General features: G+C 58.9%; 20 protein-coding genes and 3 tRNA genes. 16 read left to right on the top strand and 7 right to left on the bottom strand.

Features of this window, described 5'->3' with window-relative positions; all coding sequences use genetic code 11:
- Window positions 1-104 precede the first annotated feature (104 nt).
- Window positions 105-1,265 carry an MFS transporter gene (locus tag HU742_RS16640; protein WP_186636443.1) on the top strand — a complete coding sequence of 387 codons (1,161 nt, stop codon included), beginning with the start codon at window positions 105-107 and terminating at the stop codon, window positions 1,263-1,265.
- Here HU742_RS16640 and nhaR read toward each other — a convergent pair.
- Window positions 1,262-2,158 carry a transcriptional activator NhaR gene (gene nhaR / locus HU742_RS16635; protein ID WP_186636442.1) on the bottom strand — a complete coding sequence of 299 codons (897 nt, stop codon included), beginning with the start codon at window positions 2,156-2,158 and terminating at the stop codon, window positions 1,262-1,264. The genes HU742_RS16640 and nhaR overlap by 4 nt on opposite strands.
- Window positions 2,159-2,293: 135 nt before the next feature.
- Here nhaR and HU742_RS16630 point away from each other — a divergent pair, with 135 nt between their 5' ends.
- Both HU742_RS16630 and HU742_RS16625 read left to right on the top strand, forming a co-directional pair.
- Window positions 2,294-2,557, top strand: coding sequence for a hypothetical protein (locus HU742_RS16630; RefSeq protein WP_186636441.1), 264 nt, complete (start codon window positions 2,294-2,296; stop codon window positions 2,555-2,557).
- A 27-nt stretch (window positions 2,558-2,584) separates the two neighbouring features.
- Window positions 2,585-3,334, top strand: coding sequence for a TerC family protein (locus tag HU742_RS16625; RefSeq protein ID WP_186636440.1), 750 nt, complete (start codon window positions 2,585-2,587; stop codon window positions 3,332-3,334).
- A gap of 65 nt (window positions 3,335-3,399) precedes the next feature.
- On the opposite strand, the gene HU742_RS16620 is transcribed toward HU742_RS16625, so the two are convergent.
- Window positions 3,400-3,564, bottom strand: coding sequence for a hypothetical protein (locus HU742_RS16620; RefSeq protein WP_186636437.1), 165 nt, complete (start codon window positions 3,562-3,564; stop codon window positions 3,400-3,402).
- Window positions 3,565-3,789: 225 nt separating this feature from the next.
- On the opposite strand from HU742_RS16620, the gene HU742_RS16615 reads away from it, so the two are divergent.
- Together HU742_RS16615 and HU742_RS16610 are read left to right on the top strand one after the other, a co-directional pair.
- A complete protein-coding gene (locus HU742_RS16615) occupies window positions 3,790-4,467 on the top strand; it encodes a peptidase C39 family protein (protein WP_186636434.1) in 678 nt (225 codons plus the stop codon).
- 99 nt (window positions 4,468-4,566) lie between these two features.
- The gene (locus HU742_RS16610) at window positions 4,567-4,776 is read left to right on the top strand and encodes a DUF6021 family protein (protein WP_186636432.1); all 210 of its coding nucleotides are present in this window, start codon (window positions 4,567-4,569) and stop codon (window positions 4,774-4,776) included.
- 75 nt (window positions 4,777-4,851) lie between these two features.
- Here the strand turns inward: HU742_RS16610 and pbpG are convergent, their stop codons facing one another.
- On the bottom strand, window positions 4,852-5,790 hold the full coding sequence (pbpG, locus tag HU742_RS16605; protein WP_186636429.1) for a D-alanyl-D-alanine endopeptidase: 939 nt from the start codon (window positions 5,788-5,790) through the stop codon (window positions 4,852-4,854).
- Between the two features lie 278 nt (window positions 5,791-6,068).
- Window positions 6,069-6,923, bottom strand: a complete 855-nt coding sequence (folD, locus tag HU742_RS16600) for a bifunctional methylenetetrahydrofolate dehydrogenase/methenyltetrahydrofolate cyclohydrolase FolD (RefSeq protein WP_186609762.1) — start codon at window positions 6,921-6,923, stop codon at window positions 6,069-6,071.
- A gap of 281 nt (window positions 6,924-7,204) precedes the next feature.
- Between folD and HU742_RS16595 the strand changes: the two genes are divergently transcribed.
- The 10 genes from HU742_RS16595 (at window position 7,205) to HU742_RS16550 (ending at window position 17,581) form a co-directional block, all read left to right on the top strand.
- Window positions 7,205-7,281 (top strand) — tRNA-Arg (locus HU742_RS16595).
- 41 nt (window positions 7,282-7,322) lie between these two features.
- Window positions 7,323-7,398: transfer RNA gene (locus tag HU742_RS16590), tRNA-His, on the top strand.
- A gap of 58 nt (window positions 7,399-7,456) precedes the next feature.
- Window positions 7,457-7,541, top strand: a tRNA-Leu gene (locus HU742_RS16585).
- Between the two features lie 423 nt (window positions 7,542-7,964).
- On the top strand, window positions 7,965-9,275 hold the full coding sequence (tig, locus tag HU742_RS16580) for a trigger factor (RefSeq protein WP_186636426.1): 1,311 nt from the start codon (window positions 7,965-7,967) through the stop codon (window positions 9,273-9,275).
- Between the two features lie 92 nt (window positions 9,276-9,367).
- A complete protein-coding gene (clpP, locus tag HU742_RS16575) occupies window positions 9,368-10,003 on the top strand; it encodes an ATP-dependent Clp endopeptidase proteolytic subunit ClpP (RefSeq protein ID WP_186609760.1) in 636 nt (211 codons plus the stop codon).
- Between the two features lie 112 nt (window positions 10,004-10,115).
- Complete coding sequence (gene clpX, locus HU742_RS16570) at window positions 10,116-11,399, top strand: ATP-dependent Clp protease ATP-binding subunit ClpX (RefSeq protein ID WP_003183176.1); 1,284 nt, start codon at window positions 10,116-10,118, stop codon at window positions 11,397-11,399.
- A gap of 161 nt (window positions 11,400-11,560) precedes the next feature.
- Complete coding sequence (gene lon / locus HU742_RS16565; RefSeq protein WP_186636424.1) at window positions 11,561-13,957, top strand: endopeptidase La; 2,397 nt, start codon at window positions 11,561-11,563, stop codon at window positions 13,955-13,957.
- Window positions 13,958-14,106: 149 nt separating this feature from the next.
- Window positions 14,107-14,379: an HU family DNA-binding protein gene (locus HU742_RS16560; RefSeq protein WP_008077714.1), complete on the top strand. Its 273-nt coding sequence runs from the start codon at window positions 14,107-14,109 to the stop codon at window positions 14,377-14,379.
- A 224-nt stretch (window positions 14,380-14,603) separates the two neighbouring features.
- A complete protein-coding gene (locus HU742_RS16555) occupies window positions 14,604-16,475 on the top strand; it encodes a SurA N-terminal domain-containing protein (protein ID WP_186636394.1) in 1,872 nt (623 codons plus the stop codon).
- 221 nt (window positions 16,476-16,696) lie between these two features.
- Window positions 16,697-17,581 (top strand): DUF2242 domain-containing protein, encoded by an 885-nt coding sequence (locus HU742_RS16550; RefSeq protein ID WP_186643185.1) that lies wholly within the window; start codon window positions 16,697-16,699, stop codon window positions 17,579-17,581.
- Between the two features lie 298 nt (window positions 17,582-17,879).
- On the opposite strand, the gene HU742_RS16545 is transcribed toward HU742_RS16550, so the two are convergent.
- The 3 genes from HU742_RS16545 to HU742_RS16535 form a co-directional block, all read right to left on the bottom strand.
- On the bottom strand, window positions 17,880-18,917 hold the full coding sequence (locus tag HU742_RS16545; protein WP_186636388.1) for an AraC family transcriptional regulator: 1,038 nt from the start codon (window positions 18,915-18,917) through the stop codon (window positions 17,880-17,882).
- Between the two features lie 2 nt (window positions 18,918-18,919).
- Entirely contained in the window at window positions 18,920-20,050 is a 1,131-nt protein-coding gene (locus tag HU742_RS16540; RefSeq protein ID WP_186636385.1) for a carbon-nitrogen hydrolase family protein, read from the bottom strand.
- A 170-nt stretch (window positions 20,051-20,220) separates the two neighbouring features.
- Window positions 20,221-21,438 (bottom strand): DUF3422 domain-containing protein, encoded by a 1,218-nt coding sequence (locus HU742_RS16535; RefSeq protein ID WP_186643186.1) that lies wholly within the window; start codon window positions 21,436-21,438, stop codon window positions 20,221-20,223.
- A gap of 241 nt (window positions 21,439-21,679) precedes the next feature.
- On the opposite strand from HU742_RS16535, the gene HU742_RS16530 reads away from it, so the two are divergent.
- Window positions 21,680-23,719 (top strand): oxidoreductase, encoded by a 2,040-nt coding sequence (locus HU742_RS16530; RefSeq protein WP_186643187.1) that lies wholly within the window; start codon window positions 21,680-21,682, stop codon window positions 23,717-23,719.
- The last annotated feature ends 69 nt before the right edge of the window (window positions 23,720-23,788 follow it).

Raw genomic sequence — 23,788 nt, 5'->3', positions numbered from 1 at the left:
TTTTCTGACGGTGGCATTCTGTTAGGCTTTGCGCTTCTCAATTTTCAATTTCTCCAGCGGGCCATTGGGCTAGCGCTGGTGTCGTCGTTTTGTTGGAGTCTTGCATGCTGTTGCCAATCTTCCTGTTGTCCGCCGCCGGGTTCACGGTGTTGACCACGGAATTCATCATCGTCGGCCTGCTGCCATCCATTGCCCGTGATCTGCACGTCAGCATCCCCCAGGCGGGACTGCTTGTGACCTTGTTCGCGTTTACCGTCGCGGCGTTCGGGCCGTTCCTGACTGCCTGGTTCGCCCGTGTCGAGCGGCGCAAATTGTTTATCAGCGTGCTGGTGATGTTCGGCCTGGCCAATACCCTCGCGGCGCTGGCACCCAACATCTGGGTCATGGCTGTTGCCCGGCTGGTCCCGGCGCTGGGCCTGCCGGTATTCTGGGCGTTGGCCAGCGAAACGGCGGTGGACATTGTCGGACCGCAGTTCGCCGGACGCGCGATTGCCCGGATCGGATTCGGCATCGTCTGTGCCACGGTATTCGGCATTCCGGTGGGTACGCTGATCGCCGATGCGTTTGGCTGGCGCAGCGCATTTGCGATTCTGGCTGTTATCGCGTTTGCCAAGGCGCTGCTGCTGTTTATCTATCTGCCAAAAACCAACCTGCATCAGCATCAAGTGAGCTTTCGCTCGCAGCTCAAGATCCTGCGCAGCCCTTTGATGCAGGGGCATGTGCTGTTGTCGGTCCTGGTGTTCAGCGGCATGTTCACCGCCTATACCTACCTGGCGGATATTCTCGAACGGCTGGCCGGCTTCGACGGCACGCTCGTAGGCTGGTGCCTGATGGGCTTTGGGGCCGTGGGCCTGCTGGGCAATTCCCTGGGAGGCCGCGCGGTGGACCGGCATCCGTTGATCGCATCGATGGTGTTCTGCCTGTTCATGATCGGCGGTATGGTAGCGCTGGTGCCGAGCATTCATTCGACCCTCGGGTTGGCCGCCGCGCTGGGCATTTGGGGCGTGACCCAGGCGGCTTTGTTCCTGGTCAGTCACGTCCGGTTGATGAAGGCTGCACCTGAGGCGCCGGCGTTCGCCGCGTCGCTGAACATCGCCGGCGCCAACCTGGGAATTGGCCTGGGCGCGATGGTCGGCGGACGGGTAATCGATACCCTGGGGTTGGGCAACGTCGGTTTCGCCGCGGCCGGCTTCATCCTGGTGTCGATCCTGCTGACGTTATGGCTGATGACATTCAGACCCCGCGTCAGCTGCGCGCAGTGCTAGGCACTGAACAACTCGCGGCGCGCCCCTTCGGCGATCGCGACGATGCCCGGATGGCTGACCTTGCGCTCCACGGAAATTGCGTAGAACGACTCGCTCACCGCATCGGTCTGGCCGATGACCTGCACGCCGTACTGCCGCTTCACCTCTTCGGCAATCACGCTAGGGCCGATGAAAATCCCGCTGCCTGACTGACCAAACGCCTGCATCAGCGCGCTGTCGTCAAACTCGCCGACGATACGCGGCTGGATCTGTTGCTCGGCGAACCAACGTTGCAAGCGGCTGCGCACCACCGTCTCCGGCCCGGGAATCAGCAGCGGGGCGTCATGCAAACTGTGGGGAAAATCCTGCCCATGGCGCTCGGCCAACGCTGCAGTGGCGAAAAAGCTGATCCCGCATTCCCCCAGTTTTTGGCTGAAGCCCTTGATGTCCAGGTGCGTCGGCATCGGGCTGTCCGAAATCACCAGGTCCAGGCGTTGAATCGCCAGGTCTGCCAGTAGCCGATCGAGCTTGTCTTCGCGGCAGGTGATGCGCAGTGGGTCGCTCAGCTCCATGGTCGGCGCCAACAGGCGGTAGACGATGGACTTGGGCACCACATCCGCCACTCCGACCCGAAACAACGTTTGTTGCTCGTTGGGCTGGGCCCGCAGCATCAATTCCAGTTCGCCGCCCAGCTGGAACATGTGTTCGGCGTAGGGCAACGTCTGGCGGCCGGCTTCGGTCAGTTCCAGCTGGCGCCCGACCCGTTGGAACAACTTGATGTTGTAAGTCTGTTCGAACAGGGAAATCTGCCCGCTGATGGTTTGTGGGGTCAGGTTCAATTGCTCGCAGGCACGCACGATGCTGCCGGTTTTTGCCACGACCCAGAAATAATGGAGCTGTCGGTAATTGAGCATGTGCGCGCCAGTTCGTAAAAACCGAAGTATAACCGCTGAAAATACGAATTTTCCTGAAGTATTTGCCCCTCTAGAATGCCGGGCCATTGGTGAGCCATCTTGTGCTCCGTCTATTCTCTGAGAGGCACAGTCTTCATGACGTATAAATCCTTGGGCCTAGCGGCCTTGCTATCGTTGTCGTCGCTGGCGCTCGTGGGCTGCGAACAAGCCGAAAAAAGCGCCCAGCAGTTGGCAGAGCAGTTGAAGGAACAAGCGGTTGAAACGGCCAAGCAGGCCATCGACGATACTCACAAGGCTGCCGAACAAGCCATCAGCGAGCTCTCCGGCGGGTTGATCAGCCCCAAGGAAGAACCCGAGGACGATGCTGAAGCAGCCAAACCTTCCACCCAAACCCTTTAACCCGTCTTATCGAGTCAGGACTGACCCATGGATTATCTGTTACAGCTCGCCGCCAGCCCAACCGCCTGGATTGCCTTGGCAACCCTGGTCGTCATGGAAATCGTGCTCGGCATCGATAACCTGATCTTCATTTCGATTCTGACCAACAAGCTGCCCGAACAACATCGGGCCAGGGCTCGGCGGATCGGTATCGGCATGGCGTTGATCCTGCGCCTGGGCTTGTTGAGCACCATCGCCTTCATCGTGCAGTTGACCGAACCGGTCATCGAGATCCTCGGCCAGGCATTTTCCTGGAAGGACATGATCCTGATCGCGGGCGGCCTGTTCCTGCTGTGGAAGGCCACCACTGAGATCCACCACAGCATGGATCCGGCACCGGATGATCCGAAGTCCGCTACGTCCGGCGTGACCCTTGGGTTTGCCGCCGCGATCGGTCAGATCCTGATGCTCGACCTGGTGTTCTCCATCGACAGCATCATTACGGCGGTGGGCATGACCGAACACTTGCCGATCATGATCATCGCCGTGGTGGTTTCGGTCCTGGTGATGCTGCTGGCCGCCGAGCCACTGGCGAAATTCATCAACGACAACCCTACCGTGGTCATGCTTGCCCTGGGCTTCTTGATCATGATCGGCATGACGCTGATTGCCGAAGGCTTCGGTGCCCACGTGCCCAAGGGCTACATCTACGCGGCCATGGCCTTCTCGGCAGCGATCGAGGTGTTGAACATGCTGTCTCGTCGGGCCAGGGAAAAGAAGGCCCTCGAGCAAGCCTGAGCGAGATAGATAAAAGCCGCCCGGGTCGAAGGTCCCGGGCGGCTTTTTTATGGACGACGTAAAGGTCAGTGCGCGGTGGCGTGGCGGCCGGCGGCTTTCGGGTTCTGTTGCGCTTGTGGCTGCGGCGCGGGGTGGTGGCGCCGGGCGATCCGCAGCACGCCCCACAACATGGCCGCCGCTACGCTCAGCCAGCCGAATATCAGCATCAGAACAGTCATCATCAGGCTCATCTGCGCCTCCTTCTGCCCGGAACCGGGCAATGCACTCTCTACAATGGACAGTCTAGTCGCTCAAGTGTTACGAGCAGTCGATTCGTGGTGCGCGGCGACGGATCGGTTCGTTCTATCGCGGTTGTGAAACTGTTGCTTATGGCTATACCCGGGCCGATGCGCGCCTTATGATCGTCGGCCCACGCCCGGCTCGAATGCCGGGTCTGCCTGAACAAGAGAGTCATCATGTCGCCAGTAATTTCATCTTTTCGATCACTGGTATTGGCGTTGTCCTGCCTCGCCGCCCTGGCGGGGTGCGCCGGCAGCGTGTCGCCGCAGATCAAGCGCCTGCCCGAGCGGGTGGAGCTCAACAGCGTGCCATTCTTTCGCGGTGAAACGCACCAGGGCGCGCCGCAATCGATGGCGGCCCTGTTGACCTTGCAGGGAACGGTAATCACGCCCGGGCTGCTGGAGAAACCTCTGCACCTGCCCGGTGGCGAGGCTCGTTTGCAGCAGAACCTGCAAACCCTGGCGCGTGAATACGGGCTGGTGGTGTACCCCCTCAATGGCCAACTTGCCGCATTGCTCGAACAGGTGGCGGCGGGCTATCCGGTATTGCTGCGCTACACCAAGGGTTCGGCGTTCTGGTCCGAGCCGCGCTACGCGATCCTCGCGGGTTATAACCGGCAGAAACGCACGGTGTTGCTGCGCTCTGGAATGAATCGACGCTCATTGATGAGCTTCGATGCATTCGAGTCGGCTTTTAAAGGTGCTGGGGGCTGGGCAGTACTGATCCAGAAGCCTACGCAACTTCCTGCCAATGTTGATTCGCAACGCTGGTTGAAAGCCGCCGAGCAATTGGCCGGGGCAGGGCAGGAGCAGGCAGCGGCGCGGGCGACCAAGGCGCTGGACGCTGCACACTAATGCGATCCCCGTTCGTCACCTGTCGGGCACAACCTGGCATGCCTCGGGTTCTTATCGTCAGGGCCTGGAAACTCCGGGCCATGATTCAAGGAGGCAGCTATGGCACAGTCGAAAACACCTTCGGGGCCACATTCGTCCGAGCATTCGTCTGGTAATGATGATTTGGGTTTCGATCCGGACTCGCCGGATCTCGACGATCCTCAGGTCGATCCGATAGGTCCGGCGAAGGCGCCCCGGGACGACGAGAAGGATTCGCAGGATGCACCTTCTTCCAGGCCTTACGATCCTTTGGGAGATCTCAAGCCCTGAATGAAAATAGCCCCGACACGTCGGGGCTATTTGCTCGGGGCTATTTCTCTCAGGCTTAAGGATTGTTACGCCACGCTACTTGGATGCTTCAACCACACCGCTTTGGCGGCTCTTGAGATTCTTCGCGGCTTTGTATTGAAGGGCCACGGCCGGGACGCTGGCGCTTTTGCCTGTCTCGACCCAACTGCGGATGCGGCTTGCATCGGCAAAATGGGTGTATTTGCCGAAGGCGTCAAGAATGACCAATGCCATCGGGCGATTACCCATTTTCGTGACCAGTACCAGGCAATGACCGGCCTGGTTGGTGAAGCCGGTCTTGGTCAGTTGAATGTCCCAGTTGGCCTTGTGGACCAGGTGGTCAGTGTTGCGAAAGCCGAGGCTGTAGACCGGCTTGCGGAACGTCACGGTCTTTTCCTTGGTGGTGCTCAATTCGCTCAGCAACGGGTATTTGCGCGCAGCGATCAACAGTTTCGTCAGGTCACGGGCGGTCGATACGTTTTGGGTAGACAGGCCGGTGGGCTCGACATAATGGGTGCTGGTCATGCCCAGCGCCTTGGCCTTGGCGTTCATCGCCGCAATGAACGCCGCGTAACCGCCGGGATAGTGATGGGCGAGACTGGCGGCGGCGCGGTTTTCCGAGGACATCAGCGCAATCAGCAGCACGTCTCGGCGTGACAGTTCGCTGTTGAGCTTGACCCGGGAGAACACGCCCTTCATTTCTGGCGTGTTGGCGATGGTCATCGAGATGTATTCGTCCAGGTTCTGCTTGGCGTCCAGGACAATCAGGCCAGTCATCAATTTGGTCACCGAAGCAATCGGCACCACGACGTCCGGATTGCTCGAGTAGACGACTTTATCTGTCTGTAGATCCAGGAGGATTGCGCTGCCGGAGGCGACTTGCAATTTCGAGGTGTCTCGGGGAGCCGCAATGGTTTCCTGCGCGCTGACGTTTTGCGTGATGAGAGTGCCCGTGAAGACGAAAAGCAGGCTAATGACCGAAAGACGAATTTTCACGCGAGTAGACTCGATAGAGTTGAAGATGCCGTTGAACAGCGGCTTGTTAAGGAGCGCCGCATTTTATGAGTATGGGCGAGGACAGCGCTATATGCCTGTGCCACCGGGACCCGTGAATAAATAAAGTTTAATGAAGGGCGATTCTGGCGAATCGAATCTGAAAAATTTGTAATTTGGGGAGATAGAGAATTTGCTGCTTGGCGGAGCAGGATCCGGCGATCGGGATACCGCGGAGCGAAGAGGCTCGCTCCACGGGATTGGGCTGATCGTCCCGTCTGTCAGCTATGCAGCGTCTCGGCTGCATAAAGTGTGTTCTCCAACAGGCAGGCGCGGGTCATCGGTCCCACTCCGCCGGGTACCGGAGTGATCCAGCCGGCGCGGGGCAGGGCGGTCTCATAGACCACGTCGCCCACCAGCTTGCCATCGTCCTGGCGATTGATGCCCACGTCGATGACGATGGCGCCTTCCTTGATCCACTCGCCCCGGACCAGGCCAGGCTTACCGGCGGCGACGACCACCAGGTCGGCGCGGCCGACGTGCCCCGCCAGGTCTTTGGTGAAACGATGGGTCACGGTGACGGTGCAACCGGCCAGCAGCAACTCCATGGCCATCGGGCGGCCGACGATGTTGGAGGCGCCCACTACCACGGCATCGAGTCCGTAAAGGTCCACGCCGGTGCTTTCCAGCAAGGTCATGATGCCCTTGGGCGTGCAGGGGCGCAGCAATGGAATGCGTTGGGCGAGGCGACCGACGTTATAAGGATGGAAACCGTCGACGTCTTTGTCCGGGCGGATACGCTCCAGCAGTTTCGAGGCATCGAGGTGCTCGGGCAGGGGCAACTGGAGCAGCACGCCGTCGATGTTCGGATCGTCATTGAGGCGGTCGATCAACTCGGCCAGCGCTTGCTGGGTGGTTTCGCAAGGCAGGTCGTAGGCCTGGGAAAGGAAGCCGACCTCCTCACAGTCTTTACGCTTGTGCGAGACATAAACCTGAGAGGCAGGATCGCTGCCGACCAGGATCACCGCAAGGCCGGGCGTGCGCAGGCCCTGTTGGCGGCGCTCGGTGACTCGTTGGGCGATCTGCTGGCGCAGGCTGGCGGCGATCGATTTGCCGTCGATAAGTTGTGCAGTCATTGCGCGTGGTTAACCATCGAGAGGGGAAAAAAAGAGAACGCATTCTCGCATGCCGAGGCGTGAGGGCAAAGGCGCTTGGTCTGCAAATTCCCCTAACTCCTTTAATTAAATGAATTTTTTTTAAAAAAGAGTTGACGACCTATCGGGCCGTCTATAACATTCGTCGCACTTGTCGGGCACAGCCTAGCACTGGTTAAGAAGGTCGAGCGGAGTTGGTTGTTACAATTCAGCGAAACTGAAAGCACTTAGTTTGTAATCGTCCAAGAATACAGATTAAAAAGGCGCCCGTAGCTCAGCTGGATAGAGCATCCGCCTTCTAAGCGGATGGTCGCAGGTTCGAGTCCTGCCGGGTGCGCCAATTAGGCAGCTTTGGCACAAGTAACGCTACAAGGCAATATGGTGGGCGTAGCTCAGTTGGTAGAGCACGGGATTGTGACTCCCGTTGTCGTGGGTTCGATCCCCATCGTCCACCCCATATTCTAGAGAGGCGCCAGATTTAATAGTCTGGCGCCTTTGCTTTAAAAGCTTGATACGCGGATGTGGTGGAATTGGTAGACACACTGGATTTAGGTTCCAGCGCCGCAAGGTGTGAGAGTTCGAGTCTCTCCGTCCGCACCATACAAGTCGCTATTTAATTAGCAGAGAACGGCGCAGAACCTGAAAAGGGCTGCGCCGTTTTTGTTTTCAAGGATCGTGTATACGCCTCGGCCTGGTTCTGGCGCGAGTGTGAAGCATGCGATTCGTCGCAAATGTGTTTCGTGATGATGCTCGACTTTCCGTCGGTCTTCCAGCGCGAGCCGTATGCCGGGGTAGAAGGGAAACGGTGCTTCTATATATAGAAGTGCTACCCAGAGCCCTGGCAATGACCGACTGTATTTGCAAACCGGGCGGGGCATGACGCATTGTCCCGCTTCTAAATTCGGCGCCTGTTTCCTGCGCGTTTTCAGTAGGGTGACTTCTTGAGTTTGACCTACTAGAATGCATGCCCTTGATTCTGGGGTCGGAAACGCCCGGCCAACGTCTGTGCAACGAGGAATATCCATGCAAGTTTCTGTTGAAAATACTTCTGCTCTTGAGCGCCGCATGAGCATCACCGTGCCGGCTGAGCGCATCGAGACTCAGGTCAACAAGCGTCTGCAGCAGACTGCCCAAAAGGCCAAAATCCCAGGTTTCCGCCCAGGCAAAGTGCCAATGAGCGTAATCCGCCAGCGCTACGAAGCTGATGCGCGCCAGGAAGCCGTGGGCGACGTGATCCAGTCTTCGTTCTACGAAGCTGTCGTCGAGCAGAAGCTGAATCCGGCTGGCGCTCCTTCCGTCGAGCCTAAAGTGCTGGAAAAAGGCAAGGACCTCGAGTTCGTCGCCACGTTCGAAGTGTTCCCGGAGTTCACCGTTGCCGGTTTTGAGTCCATTGCTGTCGAGCGCCTGAGCGCTGACGTTTCGGACGCCGACCTGGACAAGATGCTCGACATCCTGCGCAAGCAGAACACCCGTTTCGAGGCGACCGATCGTGCCGCCCAGAACGAAGACCAGTTGAACATCGATTTCGTCGGCAAGGTCGACGGTGAAGTGTTCGCCGGCGGTTCCGCCAAGGCTACCCAGCTGGTGCTGGGCTCCGGTCGCATGATTCCTGGTTTCGAAGATGGCCTGGTTGGCGCCAAGGCCGGTGAAGAACGCGTGCTGAACCTGACCTTCCCAGAGGACTACCAGAACCTGGACCTGGCCGGCAAGGCCGCCGAGTTCACCGTGACCGTCAACAGTGTTTCCGAGCCGAAGCTGCCTGAGCTGAACGAAGAATTCTTCGCCCAGTTCGGTATCAAGGAAACCGGTCTGGAAGGTTTCCGCGCCGAAGTTCGCAAGAACATGGAGCGTGAACTGCGCCAGGCCATCAAGTCGAAGATCAAGAACCAGGTCATGGATGGTCTGCTGGCCTCCAACCCGATCGAAGTGCCAAAGGCTCTGCTGGACAACGAAGTGAACCGTCTGCGCGTACAGGCTGTTCAGCAGTTCGGTGGCAACATCAAGCCTGACCAACTGCCGGCCGAGCTGTTCGAAGAACAAGCCAAGCGCCGCGTCGTGCTGGGCCTGATCGTCGCCGAAGTGGTCAAGCAGTTCGAACTCAAGCCCGACGAAGCGCGCGTTCGCGAGCTGATCCAGGAAATGGCTTCGGCCTATCAAGAGCCTGAGCAAGTGGTGTCCTGGTACTACAAGAACGAGCAGCAGCTGAACGAAGTCCGTTCGGTTGTGCTGGAAGAACAAGTTGTGGATACTGTTCTGCAGAAAGCTAGCGTGACCGACAAAGCGGTCTCTTACGAAGAAGCGGTCAAGCCGGTGGAAGCTCCACAAGCCGATTGATGGTTCTGCAGTAAGAAACACACACCATAAGCCAGCCTTCGCGCTGGCTTATGCGTATTCAAGACATAACTATTTGGGAGTGACTGCGAGACATGTCCCGCAATTCTTTTTATCAGCAGAGCTCTGACATCCAAGCCGCTGGCGGCCTGGTCCCGATGGTTATCGAGCAGTCCGCCCGTGGCGAACGTGCCTATGACATCTATTCGCGTCTGCTCAAGGAACGAGTGATCTTTTTGGTGGGGCCGGTAGAGGATTACATGGCCAACCTGATCTGCGCGCAGCTGTTGTTCCTTGAAGCCGAAAACCCGGACAAAGACATCCATCTCTATATCAACTCCCCAGGCGGTTCGGTGACGGCGGGTATGTCGATCTACGACACCATGCAGTTCATCAAGCCTAACGTTTCGACGACCTGTATCGGTCAGGCGTGCAGCATGGGCGCGTTTTTGCTGACCGCCGGCGCTCATGGCAAGCGTTATTGCCTGCCGAACTCCCGCGTGATGATTCACCAACCGTTGGGCGGTTTCCAGGGCCAGGCATCGGATATCGAAATCCATGCCAAGGAAATCCTCTTCATTCGCGAGCGCCTCAACACCTTGATGGCCAAGCACAGCGGGCGCACGCTTGAAGAAATCGAGCGCGATACCAATCGCGACAATTTCATGAGCGCTGAAGCCGCACGTGAATATGGCCTGATCGATGAAGTGATCAGCCAGCGCCCCGCTTAAAATAAGCAGCTCAAAATGAGGTTGATCGGCAGGTCCGATCACCTGCGGGCTTGAAAAAGCCCGCAATTGCCTTCATCTTGTGTTGCAAGCCTATCGGATTTGGATCGATCGAATGACTGACACCCGCAACGGCGAGGACAACGGCAAACTGCTTTATTGCTCCTTCTGTGGCAAAAGCCAGCATGAAGTACGCAAATTGATTGCCGGCCCCTCGGTCTTCATTTGCGACGAGTGCGTCGACCTGTGCAATGACATCATCCGCGAGGAGGTGCAGGAAGCCCAGGCCGAAAGCAGCGCGCATAAGTTGCCTTCGCCCAAAGAAATCAGCGGCATCCTCGACCAGTATGTAATTGGTCAGGAACGCGCGAAAAAGGTACTGGCCGTAGCGGTGTACAACCACTACAAGCGCCTGAACCAGCGTGACAAAAAGAACGACGACGTCGAACTCGGCAAGAGCAACATCCTGCTGATCGGCCCGACAGGCTCGGGTAAGACCCTGCTTGCCGAAACCCTGGCGCGCTTGCTGAACGTTCCGTTCACCATCGCCGACGCAACCACCCTCACCGAGGCGGGTTACGTGGGTGAGGACGTCGAGAACATCATTCAGAAGCTGTTGCAGAAATGCGACTACGATGTGGAAAAGGCCCAGATGGGCATTGTCTACATCGATGAAATCGACAAGATTTCCCGCAAGTCCGATAACCCGTCCATCACCCGGGATGTTTCCGGCGAGGGCGTGCAACAGGCCTTGCTCAAGTTGATCGAAGGCACGGTCGCTTCCGTTCCACCCCAAGGTGGTCGCAAGCATCCGCAGCAGGAATTCCTGCAGGTCGATACCCGTAACATCCTGTTCATCTGCGGTGGTGCGTTCTCTGGCCTCGAAAAGGTCATCCAGAATCGTTCTACGCGCGGCGGCATTGGTTTCAACGCCGAAGTGCGCAGCAAGGAAGAGGGCAAGAAGGTGGGTGAATCCCTGCGTGAAGTCGAGCCTGACGATTTGGTCAAGTTCGGTCTGATCCCGGAATTCGTCGGTCGTCTGCCGGTCCTGGCGACGCTGGATGAGTTGGATGAAGCGGCATTGATGCAGATTCTGACCGAGCCGAAAAACGCCCTGACCAAGCAGTATGCCAAGCTGTTCGAAATGGAAGGTGTAGACCTGGAGTTCCGTTCCGACGCGCTGAAATCCGTCGCCAAGCGAGCCCTGGAGCGTAAGACCGGTGCCCGTGGGTTGCGCTCGATTCTGGAAGGCGTACTGCTCGACACGATGTACGAAATCCCCTCGCAGTCCGAGGTGAGTAAAGTCGTGATCGACGAAAGCGTCATAGAAGGCAAGTCCAAGCCGCTGTATATCTACGAAAACAGTGAGCCGGCTGCCAAGGCTGCACCGGACGCCTAAGCGTCCAGGTGCCGAAATAAAGAAGGGGCCTTCGGGCCCCTTTGCTATTAGCGCGTTTTAGACGTGTCTTAGCGCTTGTTTTTTTTAAAGGCTGCCCCCATCTTGGTTTCAAGCTTACTTCCATCTGTTTACGGCCTTATGGCCGCCGTAGAGGCGAAATCATGAAGACAACCATCGAATTGCCTCTCCTGCCATTGCGCGATGTCGTGGTGTATCCGCACATGGTTATCCCGCTGTTCGTGGGGCGCGAGAAGTCCATCGAAGCCCTTGAGGCCGCGATGACGGGTGATAAGCAGATTCTTCTGATCGCTCAGAGAAATCCTGCCGACGACGATCCCGGTGAAGAGGCACTTTATCGCGTAGGTACGATTGCAACGGTCCTGCAACTGCTCAAGCTCCCTGACGGCACCGTTAAGGTGCTGGTTGAGGGCGAGCAGCGTGGTTCGGTCGAGCGTTTCAGCGAAGTGGACGGTCATTGCCGTGCCGAAGTCTCGTTGATCGATGAAGTCGATGCGCCGGAGCGTGAATCCGAGGTGTTTGTCCGCAGCCTGCTGTCGCAGTTCGAACAGTACGTGCAGTTGGGCAAGAAGGTGCCTGCCGAGGTGCTGTCGTCGCTTAACAGCATCGATGAACCCGGACGCCTGGTCGATACGATGGCGGCCCACATGGCCCTCAAGATCGAGCAGAAACAGGAAATCCTCGAAATCATCGACCTGTCGGCGCGCGTCGAGCACGTACTGGCGCTACTCGACGGTGAGATCGACCTGTTGCAGGTCGAGAAGCGCATTCGCGGTCGGGTCAAGAAGCAGATGGAGCGCAGCCAGCGCGAGTACTACCTGAACGAGCAGATGAAGGCGATTCAGAAAGAGCTCGGCGATGGCGATGAAGGTCACAACGAGATCGAAGAGCTGAAAAAGCGCATCGATGCCGCTGGCCTGCCGAAGGATGCCCTTGCCAAGGCCCAGGCCGAGCTGAACAAGCTCAAGCAAATGTCGCCGATGTCAGCCGAGGCCACCGTGGTGCGCTCCTACATCGACTGGCTGGTCCAGGTGCCGTGGAAAGCCCAGAGCAAGGTGCGCCTCGATCTGGCGCGTGCCGAAGACATCCTGGATGCCGACCATTACGGCCTGGAAGAGGTCAAGGAACGCATCCTTGAATACCTCGCCGTGCAGAAGCGCGTGAAGAAAATTCGTGGTCCGGTTCTGTGCCTGGTCGGTCCTCCGGGGGTGGGTAAAACCTCCTTGGCGGAATCAATTGCCCACGCAACCAACCGTAAATTCGTTCGCATGGCCCTCGGTGGCGTGCGCGACGAAGCCGAAATCCGTGGTCATCGCCGCACCTACATCGGGTCTATGCCGGGAAGATTGATTCAAAAGATGACAAAGGTTGGCGTGCGCAACCCATTGTTCCTTTTGGATGAAATCGACAAGATGGGCAGCGATATGCGCGGCGATCCCGCATCTGCGTTGCTGGAAGTGCTCGATCCCGAGCAGAATCACAATTTCAACGACCACTATCTGGAAGTCGACTACGACTTGTCGGATGTGATGTTCCTCTGCACCTCCAACTCCATGAATATCCCGCCAGCGCTGCTGGACCGGATGGAGGTGATTCGTCTTCCTGGCTATACCGAAGACGAGAAGATCAACATTGCCGTCAAATACCTTTCGCCCAAGCAGATCCAGGCCAACGGCTTGAAGAAGGGCGAGTTGGAATTCGACGAGGAAGCGATTCGCGACATCATTCGTTACTACACCCGCGAAGCCGGTGTGCGTGGCCTGGAGCGACAAATCGCCAAGGTCTGCCGCAAGGCGGTGAAGGAACATGCGCTGGAAAAACGCTTCGCGGTCAAGGTGACGGCGGACTTGCTGGAGCACTTCCTTGGCGTGCGTAAATTCCGCTACGGCCTGGCCGAGCAGCAGGATCAGATCGGTCAGGTAACAGGCCTGGCGTGGACGCAAGTTGGCGGCGAATTGCTCACCATCGAAGCCGCTGTGGTACCGGGCAAAGGGCAATTGATCAAGACCGGTTCCCTCGGTGATGTGATGGTGGAATCGATCACCGCGGCGTTGACGGTTGTCCGCAGCCGCGCGCGTAGCCTGGGCATCCCCTTGGATTTCCACGAGAAACGCGATACCCACATCCATATGCCGGAGGGGGCGACACCCAAGGACGGACCGAGTGCTGGCGTGGGTATGTGCACCGCCCTGGTTTCTGCGTTGACTGGTATTCCGGTGCGTGCGGATGTTGCCATGACAGGCGAAATCACCCTGCGCGGACAGGTGTTGGCGATCGGTGGCCTGAAGGAAAAACTGCTGGCGGCTCACCGTGGCGGGATCAAGATCGTGATCATTCCAGAAGAGAATGTCCGTGATCTGAAGGAAATTCCTGACAACATCAAGCAGGATCTTCAGATCAAACCGGTTAAATGGATTGACGAGGTCCTGCAAATTGCGCTGCAATACGCGCCGGAGCCCTTGCCGGATGTGGCTCCGGAGATTGTCGCGAAGGAAGAAAAGCGAGAGTCTGACTCTAAGGAAAGAATTAGCACGCATTAATACGCATTTGCCTGGGGGGCTTCCTTGACAGTTTTTTAGAGCCCTTGTTATAAAGCGGCTCTTAAGTGTCTGCAGGCCATTCAGCACTCGTTTTTGCTTTCACCAAAAAAACTTAGAATCATCTCAAAATAGATATAAGGGGACTTAGAGTGAACAAGTCGGAACTGATTGATGCTATCGCTGCATCCGCTGATATCCCGAAAGCTGCTGCTGGCCGTGCGCTGGACGCTGTAATCGAATCCGTCACTGGCGCTCTCAAGGCTGGCGACTCTGTTGTTCTGGTTGGTTTCGGTACGTTCTCCGTTACCGATCGTCCAGCTCGTGTTGGTCGCAACCCGCAGACCGGCAAGACGCTGCAGATCGCTGCCGCCAAAAAGCCAGGCTTCAAAGCTGGTAAAGCACTGAAAGAAGCCGTTAACTAAGGTTTCACTGAGTTTATCCGGGTCGGGGTCATGCCTGGCTTGGCAGCGGAGCGGTAATGCGTCCGGTAACTACCGGGCTGTCACGCCAGGGCTCGCGGGTTCGAGCCCGGTCCGCTCCGCCAGTTACGAGAAGGCGCATCCTCGGATGCGCCTTTCTTCTATCCGGATTCTACCCACGCTCCACGGTTGCCTAAATTTGAAGTTCAACCGTTTCTGGGGGACGCATGCTGCAGAATATCAGGGACAATTCACAAGGCTGGATTGCCAAGACCATCATCGGGATCATCGTCGCATTGATGGCGTTGACCGGTTTCGAAGCCATTTTTCAAGCCACCACCAGCAGCAATGACGCGGCCAAGGTCAATGGCGAAGAAATCAGCCAGAACGAGCTGACCCAAGCGGTAGATATGCAACGCCGTCAGCTCATGCAACAGCTGGGCAAGGATTTCGACGCTTCCTTGCTGGACGAGAAAATGCTGCGCGACTCGGCCCTCAAGGGCCTGATCGATCGCAAGCTGCTGTTGCAAGGCGCACATGACGCTAAATTCACTTTCTCCGAAGCCGCGCTGGACCAAGTGATCCTGCAGACGCCTGAGTTCCAGGTCGACGGCAAATTCAGCCCTGAGCGTTTCGACCAGGTGATCCGTCAGTTGGGTTACGGTCGTTTGCAGTTCCGTCAGATGCTGACGCAGGAAATGCTGATCGGCCAACTGCGCGCCGGCCTGGCTGGCAGTGGCTTTGTCACTGATGCCCAGGTGTTGGCATTTGCCCGGTTGGAGAAGCAGACCCGCGACTTTGCGACGCTATCCATCAAGGCGGACCCATCGGCTGTGAAGGTGACCGATGATGAGGTCAAGGCCTACTACGACCAGCATGCCAAGGAGTTCATGACGCCTGATCAGGTGGTCATCGATTACGTAGAGCTGAAAAAAGCCTCTTTCTTCGACCAAGTCACCGTCAAGGACGAGGAGCTGCAAGCGGCCTATCAGAAAGAAATCGCCAACCTGTCCGAACAGCGTCGGGCTGCGCACATCCTGATCGAAGTGAACGACAAGGTCACCGAGGCCCAGGCCAAGGCGAAGATCGACGAAATCCAGGCTCGACTGGCCAAGGGCGAGTCGTTTGAAGCCTTGGCGAAGGAGTTCTCCCAGGATCCGGGCTCAGCCAACAACGGTGGCGACCTGGGCTTTGCCGGTCCGGGCGTTTACGATCCGGAGTTCGAGAAGGCGCTGTATGCCTTGAACAAGGATCAGGTATCGGCACCGGTACGCACCGATTTCGGCCTGCACCTGATCAAGCTGCTGGGAGTCGAAGCACCTGAGGTCCCGAGCTTTGCGAGCCTGAAGGACAAGCTGACCCGCGACCTGAAGACCCAGCAAGTGGAGCAGCGTTTTGTCGAGGCGACCAAACAGCTGGAAGATGCCTCGTTCGAGGCTTCCGACTTGGCACAGCCGGCCCAGGACTTGAAGCTGACCGTTCACACGTCGGCGCCGTTCGGTCGTGAGGGCGGTGAAGGGATTGCGGCTAACCGTGCCGTGGTCACCGCTGCGTTCAGCCCGGAAGTGCTGGAGGAGGGTGCCAACAGCACCGCCATCGAGCTGGATCCGGAGACCGTCGTGGTGCTGCGTGCCAAGGAGCACCGCAAGCCTGAGCAACTGCCGCTGGACAAAGTCGCCGGGCCTATTCGCGCCCAGTTGACCAAGGAACATGCCAGCTCGGCTTCCAAGACCCAGGCCGATGAGCTGATTGCCAGCCTGCGCGATGGCAAGACTGCACTGGACAAACCGATCAATGGCCAGAGCTGGAAAGCCGTCGAAGCGGCCACCCGTAGCCAGGAAGGCATTGATCCTGCCGTGCTGCAGGCGGTGTTCCGCATGCCCAAGCCCGAAGCGAAGGGCAAGCCGACGTTCGCCAGCGTGACGCTGCCTGACGGCAGCCTGACGGTCCTGCGCTTGAACGGTGTGAACGAAGCTGCGGCACCGACCGAGGAAGAAAAGGCCGAATATCGCCGCTACCTCGCTTCACGCGTCGGCCAGCAAGACTTCGCGGCCTATCGCAAGCAGTTGGAAAACCAGGCGGACATCAAGCGTTTCTGACGTTCTTGATGCATTGCCCACCAGACCCCGACCGAAAGGCCGGGGTCTTTTTGTATCTGTGTATTGCCACCACAGGGATGTTCATCGATTCATCGAGATTGAGTCTTTTTCCCGCAGCAAACCCCCCGTAGACTTGTAATCCCTTTGGGGCGAGATACCCACGCTGCCCGGCAGCGTTCTATTGCACAATACGCCCCGGATTGTTTTCCTCAGGATGTTCAATGTTCAGATCATTTCACATGCGCACCGTTGGGCTGGCCTTGCTGCTGGCGGTTGCCGCCGGTTGTTCCTCCAAGAAAGCCGCCATCTACGAGCATGAAAACTTCGATGATTCGGGCACGTTTTCGCGTACTTATTCAGTGACTGATGTGGCGACCTGTGAAGCAGGGCGTCGTGCGCTGCTCAGCCAGGGCTACATCATCACCAGCAGCGACCCTAAACTGGTCAGCGGCCACAAGAGCTTCCAGCAAACCGGCGATACCCATATGGAGATCAGCTTCAACCTGGTCTGCGCCGAAGACGGCGGTCCAGGGCATCGGGCGACCCTGTTCGCCAACGCCTTGCAGGACCGCTACGCCCTGAAGAAAACCAACAACTCCGCCAGCTTGGGCGTGGGTGTACTGGGATCGGTGTCGATGCCGATTGGCTCCTCGGACGATTCGATGGTCAAGGTCGCCAGCGAAACGGTGTCGGCGGACAAGTTCTATGAGCGTTTCTTTACGCTGGTGGAGGCGTTCCTGCCTCCGGAAGCGAAGGAAACGAAGAAGCCCACCGAGAACCTCGAAAAACCCAAGACCGAGCTGGGCGTTCCGGAATCAAAGGCCGAACCGGCCGCGGCGATGCCCGCTCCTGAGCCGGCCGCGCTACAGGCCCCTCAACCGGCGCTTGCGCCAGTACCTTTGGCACCGGTCCAAGAAGTTGCGCCGGCGCCTCTGGAGCCCGCTCCTGCCGTGTCGGAGCCGGTCACGCCGCCAGTCGAGCCTGCGCCGATCGCCCCTGGCGAGCCGGAGTCCTACGCGCCTTCGTCGACGGAAACCGTCACTCCGTCACCGGCCAGTTCCTTGCCGCTTCCCTCCGAGCCAATCCAGCCACTTCCGGCGTCCTGAGTTGTGGTGGCGGGGTTGTAATCCCTTGCCACACTTCATTCATTAATTTCCCAACGCTGTGCTACGTTTAATTCATGAAGCCTCGGCTTCATGTTTTGTTCATAAAGCAGCTTTATGCTGATTCGAGGCCATTAGACCCTCGGTTTCAACATTTATGGGAAGGATACGTAATGGACGATTATCAGGAAGAGCTGCTGGAATATCAGGCGTATGAGCTGGACCCATTGGAGCCCGCCGAAGATGCGACGGAGCTGTAGGCGCGCAGGTTAATTGCAGACCGTACGGCACGCTGCGCAGCTCACGCTCCCTTGCGACTGCGGCGAAACTCTCCAGGCGTCTGGTGGTTCCAGCGCTTGAAGGCGCGTTGAAACGCTTCGGCCGAGGCGAACCCGAGCAAGTAGGCGATTTCCCCGAATGCCAGTTCCGTGTCGCGAATGTACGTCATGGCGAGGTCTCGGCGGGTGTCGTTGAGGATCGCCCTGAATTGCGTACCTTCTTCAGCCAGTTTGCGACGCAACGTCCAGGTCGGCAGCTTCAGGCGTGTCGCCACTTCTTCAAGACCCGGCTCCCGTCCGCCGCTGAGTAGCGGCCCAAGCAACTGGATGATGCGCTCGCGCAGGGTGCGGGTGCGAGTCAGTTGCTCCAGCTCCCGTTCACATAATTGGATCAGGTGCCGCCAGGTGCTTGGGCAATGTTGTGGATTGCGCTGGGCGAGGCTTTCCAGGCCAAGGCGCAGTTGGTTCTGCTCGGCACCGAACTGGATGTGGCAATCGCCCAAGACCCGATAGGCCTGCGCATAGGCAGGTTCCTGGAACTCGATATCGATGTGTTCGGCGGGCAGCGCGACATTGCTCACGCTGGACAATTGCTGGAGCCAGCCAGCGATAATGGAATCGACGACGAAGCGGTTGTAGGCGTTATACGGGCTGATGGAATAGAACCGCAGCCACGCGCCTCGGGTGTCCTCATGGAAACTCGACTGCCCACGATAGTTGGACCCGTACAGCGGCTCGAAACGGATCATGCAGCGCGCGGCTTCGCGTACATTCGGCGCCTGGGCCGCGGTGACGCCGGCCAGCCCGGCTTGGCTCAAGCGGCTGAACTGACCCATGCGCAATCCCAGGGCGGGATCTTCGGTCAATTGGATCGCAGCGTGGCCCAGGCGCATGTAGCGCGGAATCGACAGGCGAGCCCCGGGCTCGGCCAGGCGTGCCGCATCGAGGCCGTATTGTTCGAGCAATGGCTGGGGATCCTGTCCGTGGCTGGCCACTGCGTCAGCGAGGCTGTGGACGAAGCCTACGGACAGGTCACCCAGGCGCATCGGTTGCAGCTTCATGTTCACAACCAGAGGTTCAGCAGGCGGGCGCCACGGGATTGGCCATCGGAGAATTGCTCGCCGTTGTGGCTGATGAAGCTCTGGCCGGCGCTGCCGTTGTCCCAGAATTGCCCGCGCAAGAACACGCTGACGCCGCCCCGCGCCTGGCTGATAGGCAACTGGCTGGTCAATGTCAGGCGAAGCCAGGCTTGGCCTTCAGTCAATTCGCCGGGCTTGAGGCTCACTTCGTCCGGAGTGGACAGGCCTTTATAGCCGCTCCATGGCTTGTCCCACGTGTCGCGACCCATGACAAAAGCGGGCACGGCGATCAATTGCGCGCCCTGTTCGTTGAGCTGCCGATAATGAAGCGGGTACCAACTGTCGCTGCCGATCAGTATGCCCAGGCGACCCGCGGGGGTCTCGATCACTCGGCTCGCGTCCGAGTGCTCGGCCTCAAGCACCTCCTGCTGGTCAAACACCGGGTGTCGTTGGCGCTGCGGTTGGCCGATCGGCCGACCATCGCGACCGAACACCAGGCTGCTGTTGTAGAGCGCGCCGCGACCGATCTTCAGTTCGCCTTCGCTGACGCTGGGTTCGGGCAGCACGATGGAGCCGGCCACCAGGGTCACGCCGAATTCCTTGGCCAGCCCGCCGAACAGCGCCTGGTAATCATGAGCCATGGTGGCTGCTTTCATGCGCAGGTAGGCGTCGTCCAGGCGGCTATCGCCTTTGGCGCCGGCCAATGCTTGGATGAAAGCCAGCGGATTGCTGACGGCCAGCCAATGCATGGCTTGCTTGAACGTGGTGGCTTGGTACACCTCGTCTTTCTCACCGCTGACCATTAGCCAGGTGCCGATGTGCTCTGGCAGGACCACGATGGTCTTGTCGTTGAGAAACCCTTGGTCGCGAGCCGTCTGCAGATAGGCCGCCAACTTGCGATGCAGGCGTTCCGGGCTTTGGTAGTCGGTGGGAAACAGTTCAGGCTGGATGCCCAGCAGATTGCCTCGATCCGCCGGCGTGCCCTGGTCGACCGCCAGGTTTATCCGAAGGTCAGACAGGTAATGACCCGCCGGACGATCGGTCGTCCACAGTGCGTAGGTGACCAGAGCGGCAATCAAGGCCAGTGAAAACAGCAGGTACAGAAATTTGCGCATGGGGGAACAGTAAGCGGCCGTGTGCAGGTTGGTGATTTTCGTCAGGAGCTACGGGGCAGGGTACGGTAAAACAAGGGATTAGCGAAGGGCGGGCACTGATTTGTAAGTAACGCAAATAGACGCAAGGGTGTCCGGGGAAACCTCGGACACCTTTGCGCTGGCAGGGCACCCTAGTGATTTTTGGCCTTCCTGATCCGGATCAGAATCAACAGCAGGATCAACAGCACCGGTGGCGTCATGCCCAGCAGCGCCTCACGGGCCGAGAGGTTGGCGCCCAAGGTGTGCAATCCGCTATAGATCAACTTGAACAGGTTGATCAGGTAGTAGGTGATGGCAATGATCGATAGGCCTTCCACCGCGCGCTGGATCTTGATCTGGGCATCGGCGCGGGCGTTGAGACTGCGCAGGATCTCGGCGTTCTGGTCCTCCATCTCGACTTGAACGCGGGCTTGCAGCAGGTCGCCCAGGTTCGCGACGCTCATGGCCAGTTGTTCGAGGCGCTGTTCGGTGGCTGCGCAATAACGCACCGTGGGTTTGAAGCGTCGTTCGATGAACACACCCAGCCGCTGGCAATCCCCCAGGTGACTTTCGCGCAACTCCCCCAGGCGCTCAAACACCAGTTGTGCGTAGGCTCGGGTCGCGCTGAATCGGTGGCGATTCCTGACCGTGCTGCCGACGACTTGGCGCGACAGCAGGGCGATGTCCTCCAGCAGGGCCTTGGCATGTACGCCACTGGCATTGGCGTTGCGCTCGGAAAGGCTCACCAGGGTGCGATCGAATTCGTTCAGTTGCGGGTCCAGCGCCTTGGCGATATCGAGCGACAAGGACGCCATCATGCGATAGGTCTCGATTTCCAGCAGGCGCCGGATCATGCGTCCCTGGCGATAAGCGTTGAGCCGTCGATTGATGAACAACAGGCGATTGGTGCCGTCCTCGGTCAGGCGAAAATCGCTCCAGACCACCGCATCGCCGCCGCCCACACACGAGCCGCAAGGGTCCTTGAAGCCGTAGCTGGGCAGGTCGAGACCGGCTTCTGCGCGCACCACCACCTGAACGGCATTGATGAGATGCTGGGCGTGACCCTCGATACCCCGGGCAAGGCTTTCAGGCAGCGTCGTCCATTGCAGTTCGTTGCTGCTGGCGGGAACGACCAGGGTCAGGGTGAAGAACTCGGCGTGGCGCTCCCACTTGAGCGGGTGTCCTTCCAGGCGAGTGATGCCTTGCGCGGCTTGCGCGGCGACGGTATCAGGGCAAAGTCGCTCGAGCAGAGAGTTGCACTGGGTGTTGTCGCCCAGAAACGCCAGGTGGAAGACGTGGGCCGGCTCGTCAAAATACAACGACGGGCGGGCGTGCAACTCGTTGTGCAGCATTTTTCGTTGGGGATGCATGCGAGGGCGACCATGTTATTAGGGTTATTTTTGGTTTGAGCACCTGGTCCAGCGTTGATAGGACTGGCTCATCCGGCTGAGAGTCACGCACAGCTGATCAGCCTCCTGCACGTTTGGATCATTAAGTTGTCAGTTACGGTCATTGAGCCGCCGCAGCCGGACTCTTACGCTGTGGGCCATGACAGACGCAAGCCGCAGAGCTTGCGCTTTATTCCCGTGATCGCCCGTTGTGGAGCTACCGATGACCGCCTCTCATTACCCGCACCTGCTGGCCCCGCTGGACCTGGGTTTCACCACGCTGCGCAACCGTACCCTGATGGGTTCGATGCACACCGGCCTGGAAGAGAAGCCCGGCGGCTTCGAACGCATGGCAGCGTATTTTGCCGAGCGCGCCCGGGGCGGCGTGGGCCTGATGGTCACCGGTGGGATCGGGCCGAATGACGAGGGCGGTGTCTACTCCGGCGCGGCCAAGCTGACCACGGAAGACGAGGCGCTCAAGCACCAGATCGTGACCCGGGCCGTGCACGAGGCCGGCGGCAAGATCTGCATGCAGATTCTCCATGCGGGTCGCTATGCCTACAGCCCCAAGCAGGTGGCTCCGAGCGCGATCCAGGCACCGATCAATCCGTTCAAGCCCAAGGAACTGGACGAGGAGGGCATCGAAAAACAAATTCGCGATTTCGTCACCTGCTCGGTCCTGGCCCGGAAGGCCGAATACGACGGTGTCGAGATCATGGGCTCGGAAGGCTATTTCATTAACCAATTCCTCGCCGCTCACACCAACCATCGAACCGACCGTTGGGGCGGCAGCTACGAGAACCGCATGCGCCTGCCGGTGGAGATCGTCCGCCGGGTGCGCGAGGCGGTGGGCCCGAACTTCATCATTATCTTCCGCCTGTCGATGCTCGATCTGGTGGAAGGGGGCAGCACCTGGGACGAAATTGTCCAGTTGGCCAAGGCCATCGAAGCGGCCGGTGCGACGATCATCAACACCGGTATCGGTTGGCATGAAGCGCGTATCCCGACCATCGCCACCAAGGTGCCGCGGGCGGCGTTCAGTAAGGTCACGGCCAAGCTGCGTGGCTCAGTAGGCATTCCACTGATCACCACCAACCGTATCAATACGCCCGAAGTCGCCGAGCGGATCCTGGCCGAAGGCGACGCCGACATGGTGTCCATGGCGCGGCCCTTTCTTGCCGACCCGGAGTTCGTTAACAAGGCCGCTGCCGGTCGCAGCGATGAAATCAACACCTGCATCGGTTGCAACCAGGCCTGCCTGGACCATACGTTCGGCGGCAAGCTCACCAGCTGCCTGGTGAATCCGCGGGCGTGCCATGAAACCGAACTCAATTACCTGCCGGTGACCCAGGTGAAGAAAATCGCCGTGGTCGGCGCTGGTCCCGCGGGGTTGTCGGCGGCCACCGTGGCGGCCGAGCGTGGGCACCAAGTGACGCTGTTCGATTCGGCCAGCGAAATCGGCGGTCAGTTCAACATCGCCAAGCGCGTGCCGGGCAAGGAAGAATTCTTTGAAACCCTGCGCTACTTCAAGCGCAAGTTGCAGACCACCCATGTTGAGCTATGCCTCGATACCCGCGTCGATGTAGCGCAACTGTTGGCCGGCGGTTTCGACGAGATCATCCTGGCCACCGGTATCGCGCCGCGTACACCGGCTATTGCGGGTGTGGAGCATGCCAAGGTGTTGAGCTACCTGGACGTGATTCTGGAGCGCAAGCCGGTAGGCCGCAGCGTCGCGGTGATCGGGGCCGGCGGGATCGGTTTTGACGTGTCGGAGTTTCTCGTTCACCAGGGCGTCGCCACCAGCCAGGACCGTGAAGCGTTCTGGAAGGAGTGGGGGATCGATACCCAGCTCGAGGCGCGTGGCGGTGTCGCTGGGATCAAGGCCGAACCCCACGCACCGGCGTGCCAGGTATTCCTGCTGCAGCGCAAGACCTCCAAGGTCGGCGACGGCCTGGGCAAGACCACCGGCTGGATTCACCGCACGGGCTTGAAAAACAAGCAGGTGCAAATGCTTAACAGCGTCGAGTACCTGAAGATTGACGACGAGGGCTTGCATATCCGCATTGGCGAAACGGGTGAGCCGCAAGTACTGGCGGTGGACAACATCGTGATCTGCGCCGGCCAGGATCCGCTGCGCGAATTGCAGGAAGGCCTGGAAGCAGCTGGGCAGAGCGTCCATCTCATCGGCGGTGCCGACGTGGCGGCGGAGCTGGACGCCAAGCGTGCGATCAACCAGGGTTCGCGGTTGGCGGCGCAGCTGTAGCGCTCGGACCTGATGGTTCCTGCGGTAGCGAACAGCTTCGCTCCCGCAGGTGTCTGAATCGAGCTGCTA

This window comes from Pseudomonas marvdashtae (assembly GCF_014268655.2).
GTDB lineage: Bacteria > Pseudomonadota > Gammaproteobacteria > Pseudomonadales > Pseudomonadaceae > Aquipseudomonas > Aquipseudomonas marvdashtae.
Note: the sequence above shows the minus strand (reverse complement) of the source record. Positions and strands in the feature narration are given on the sequence as shown.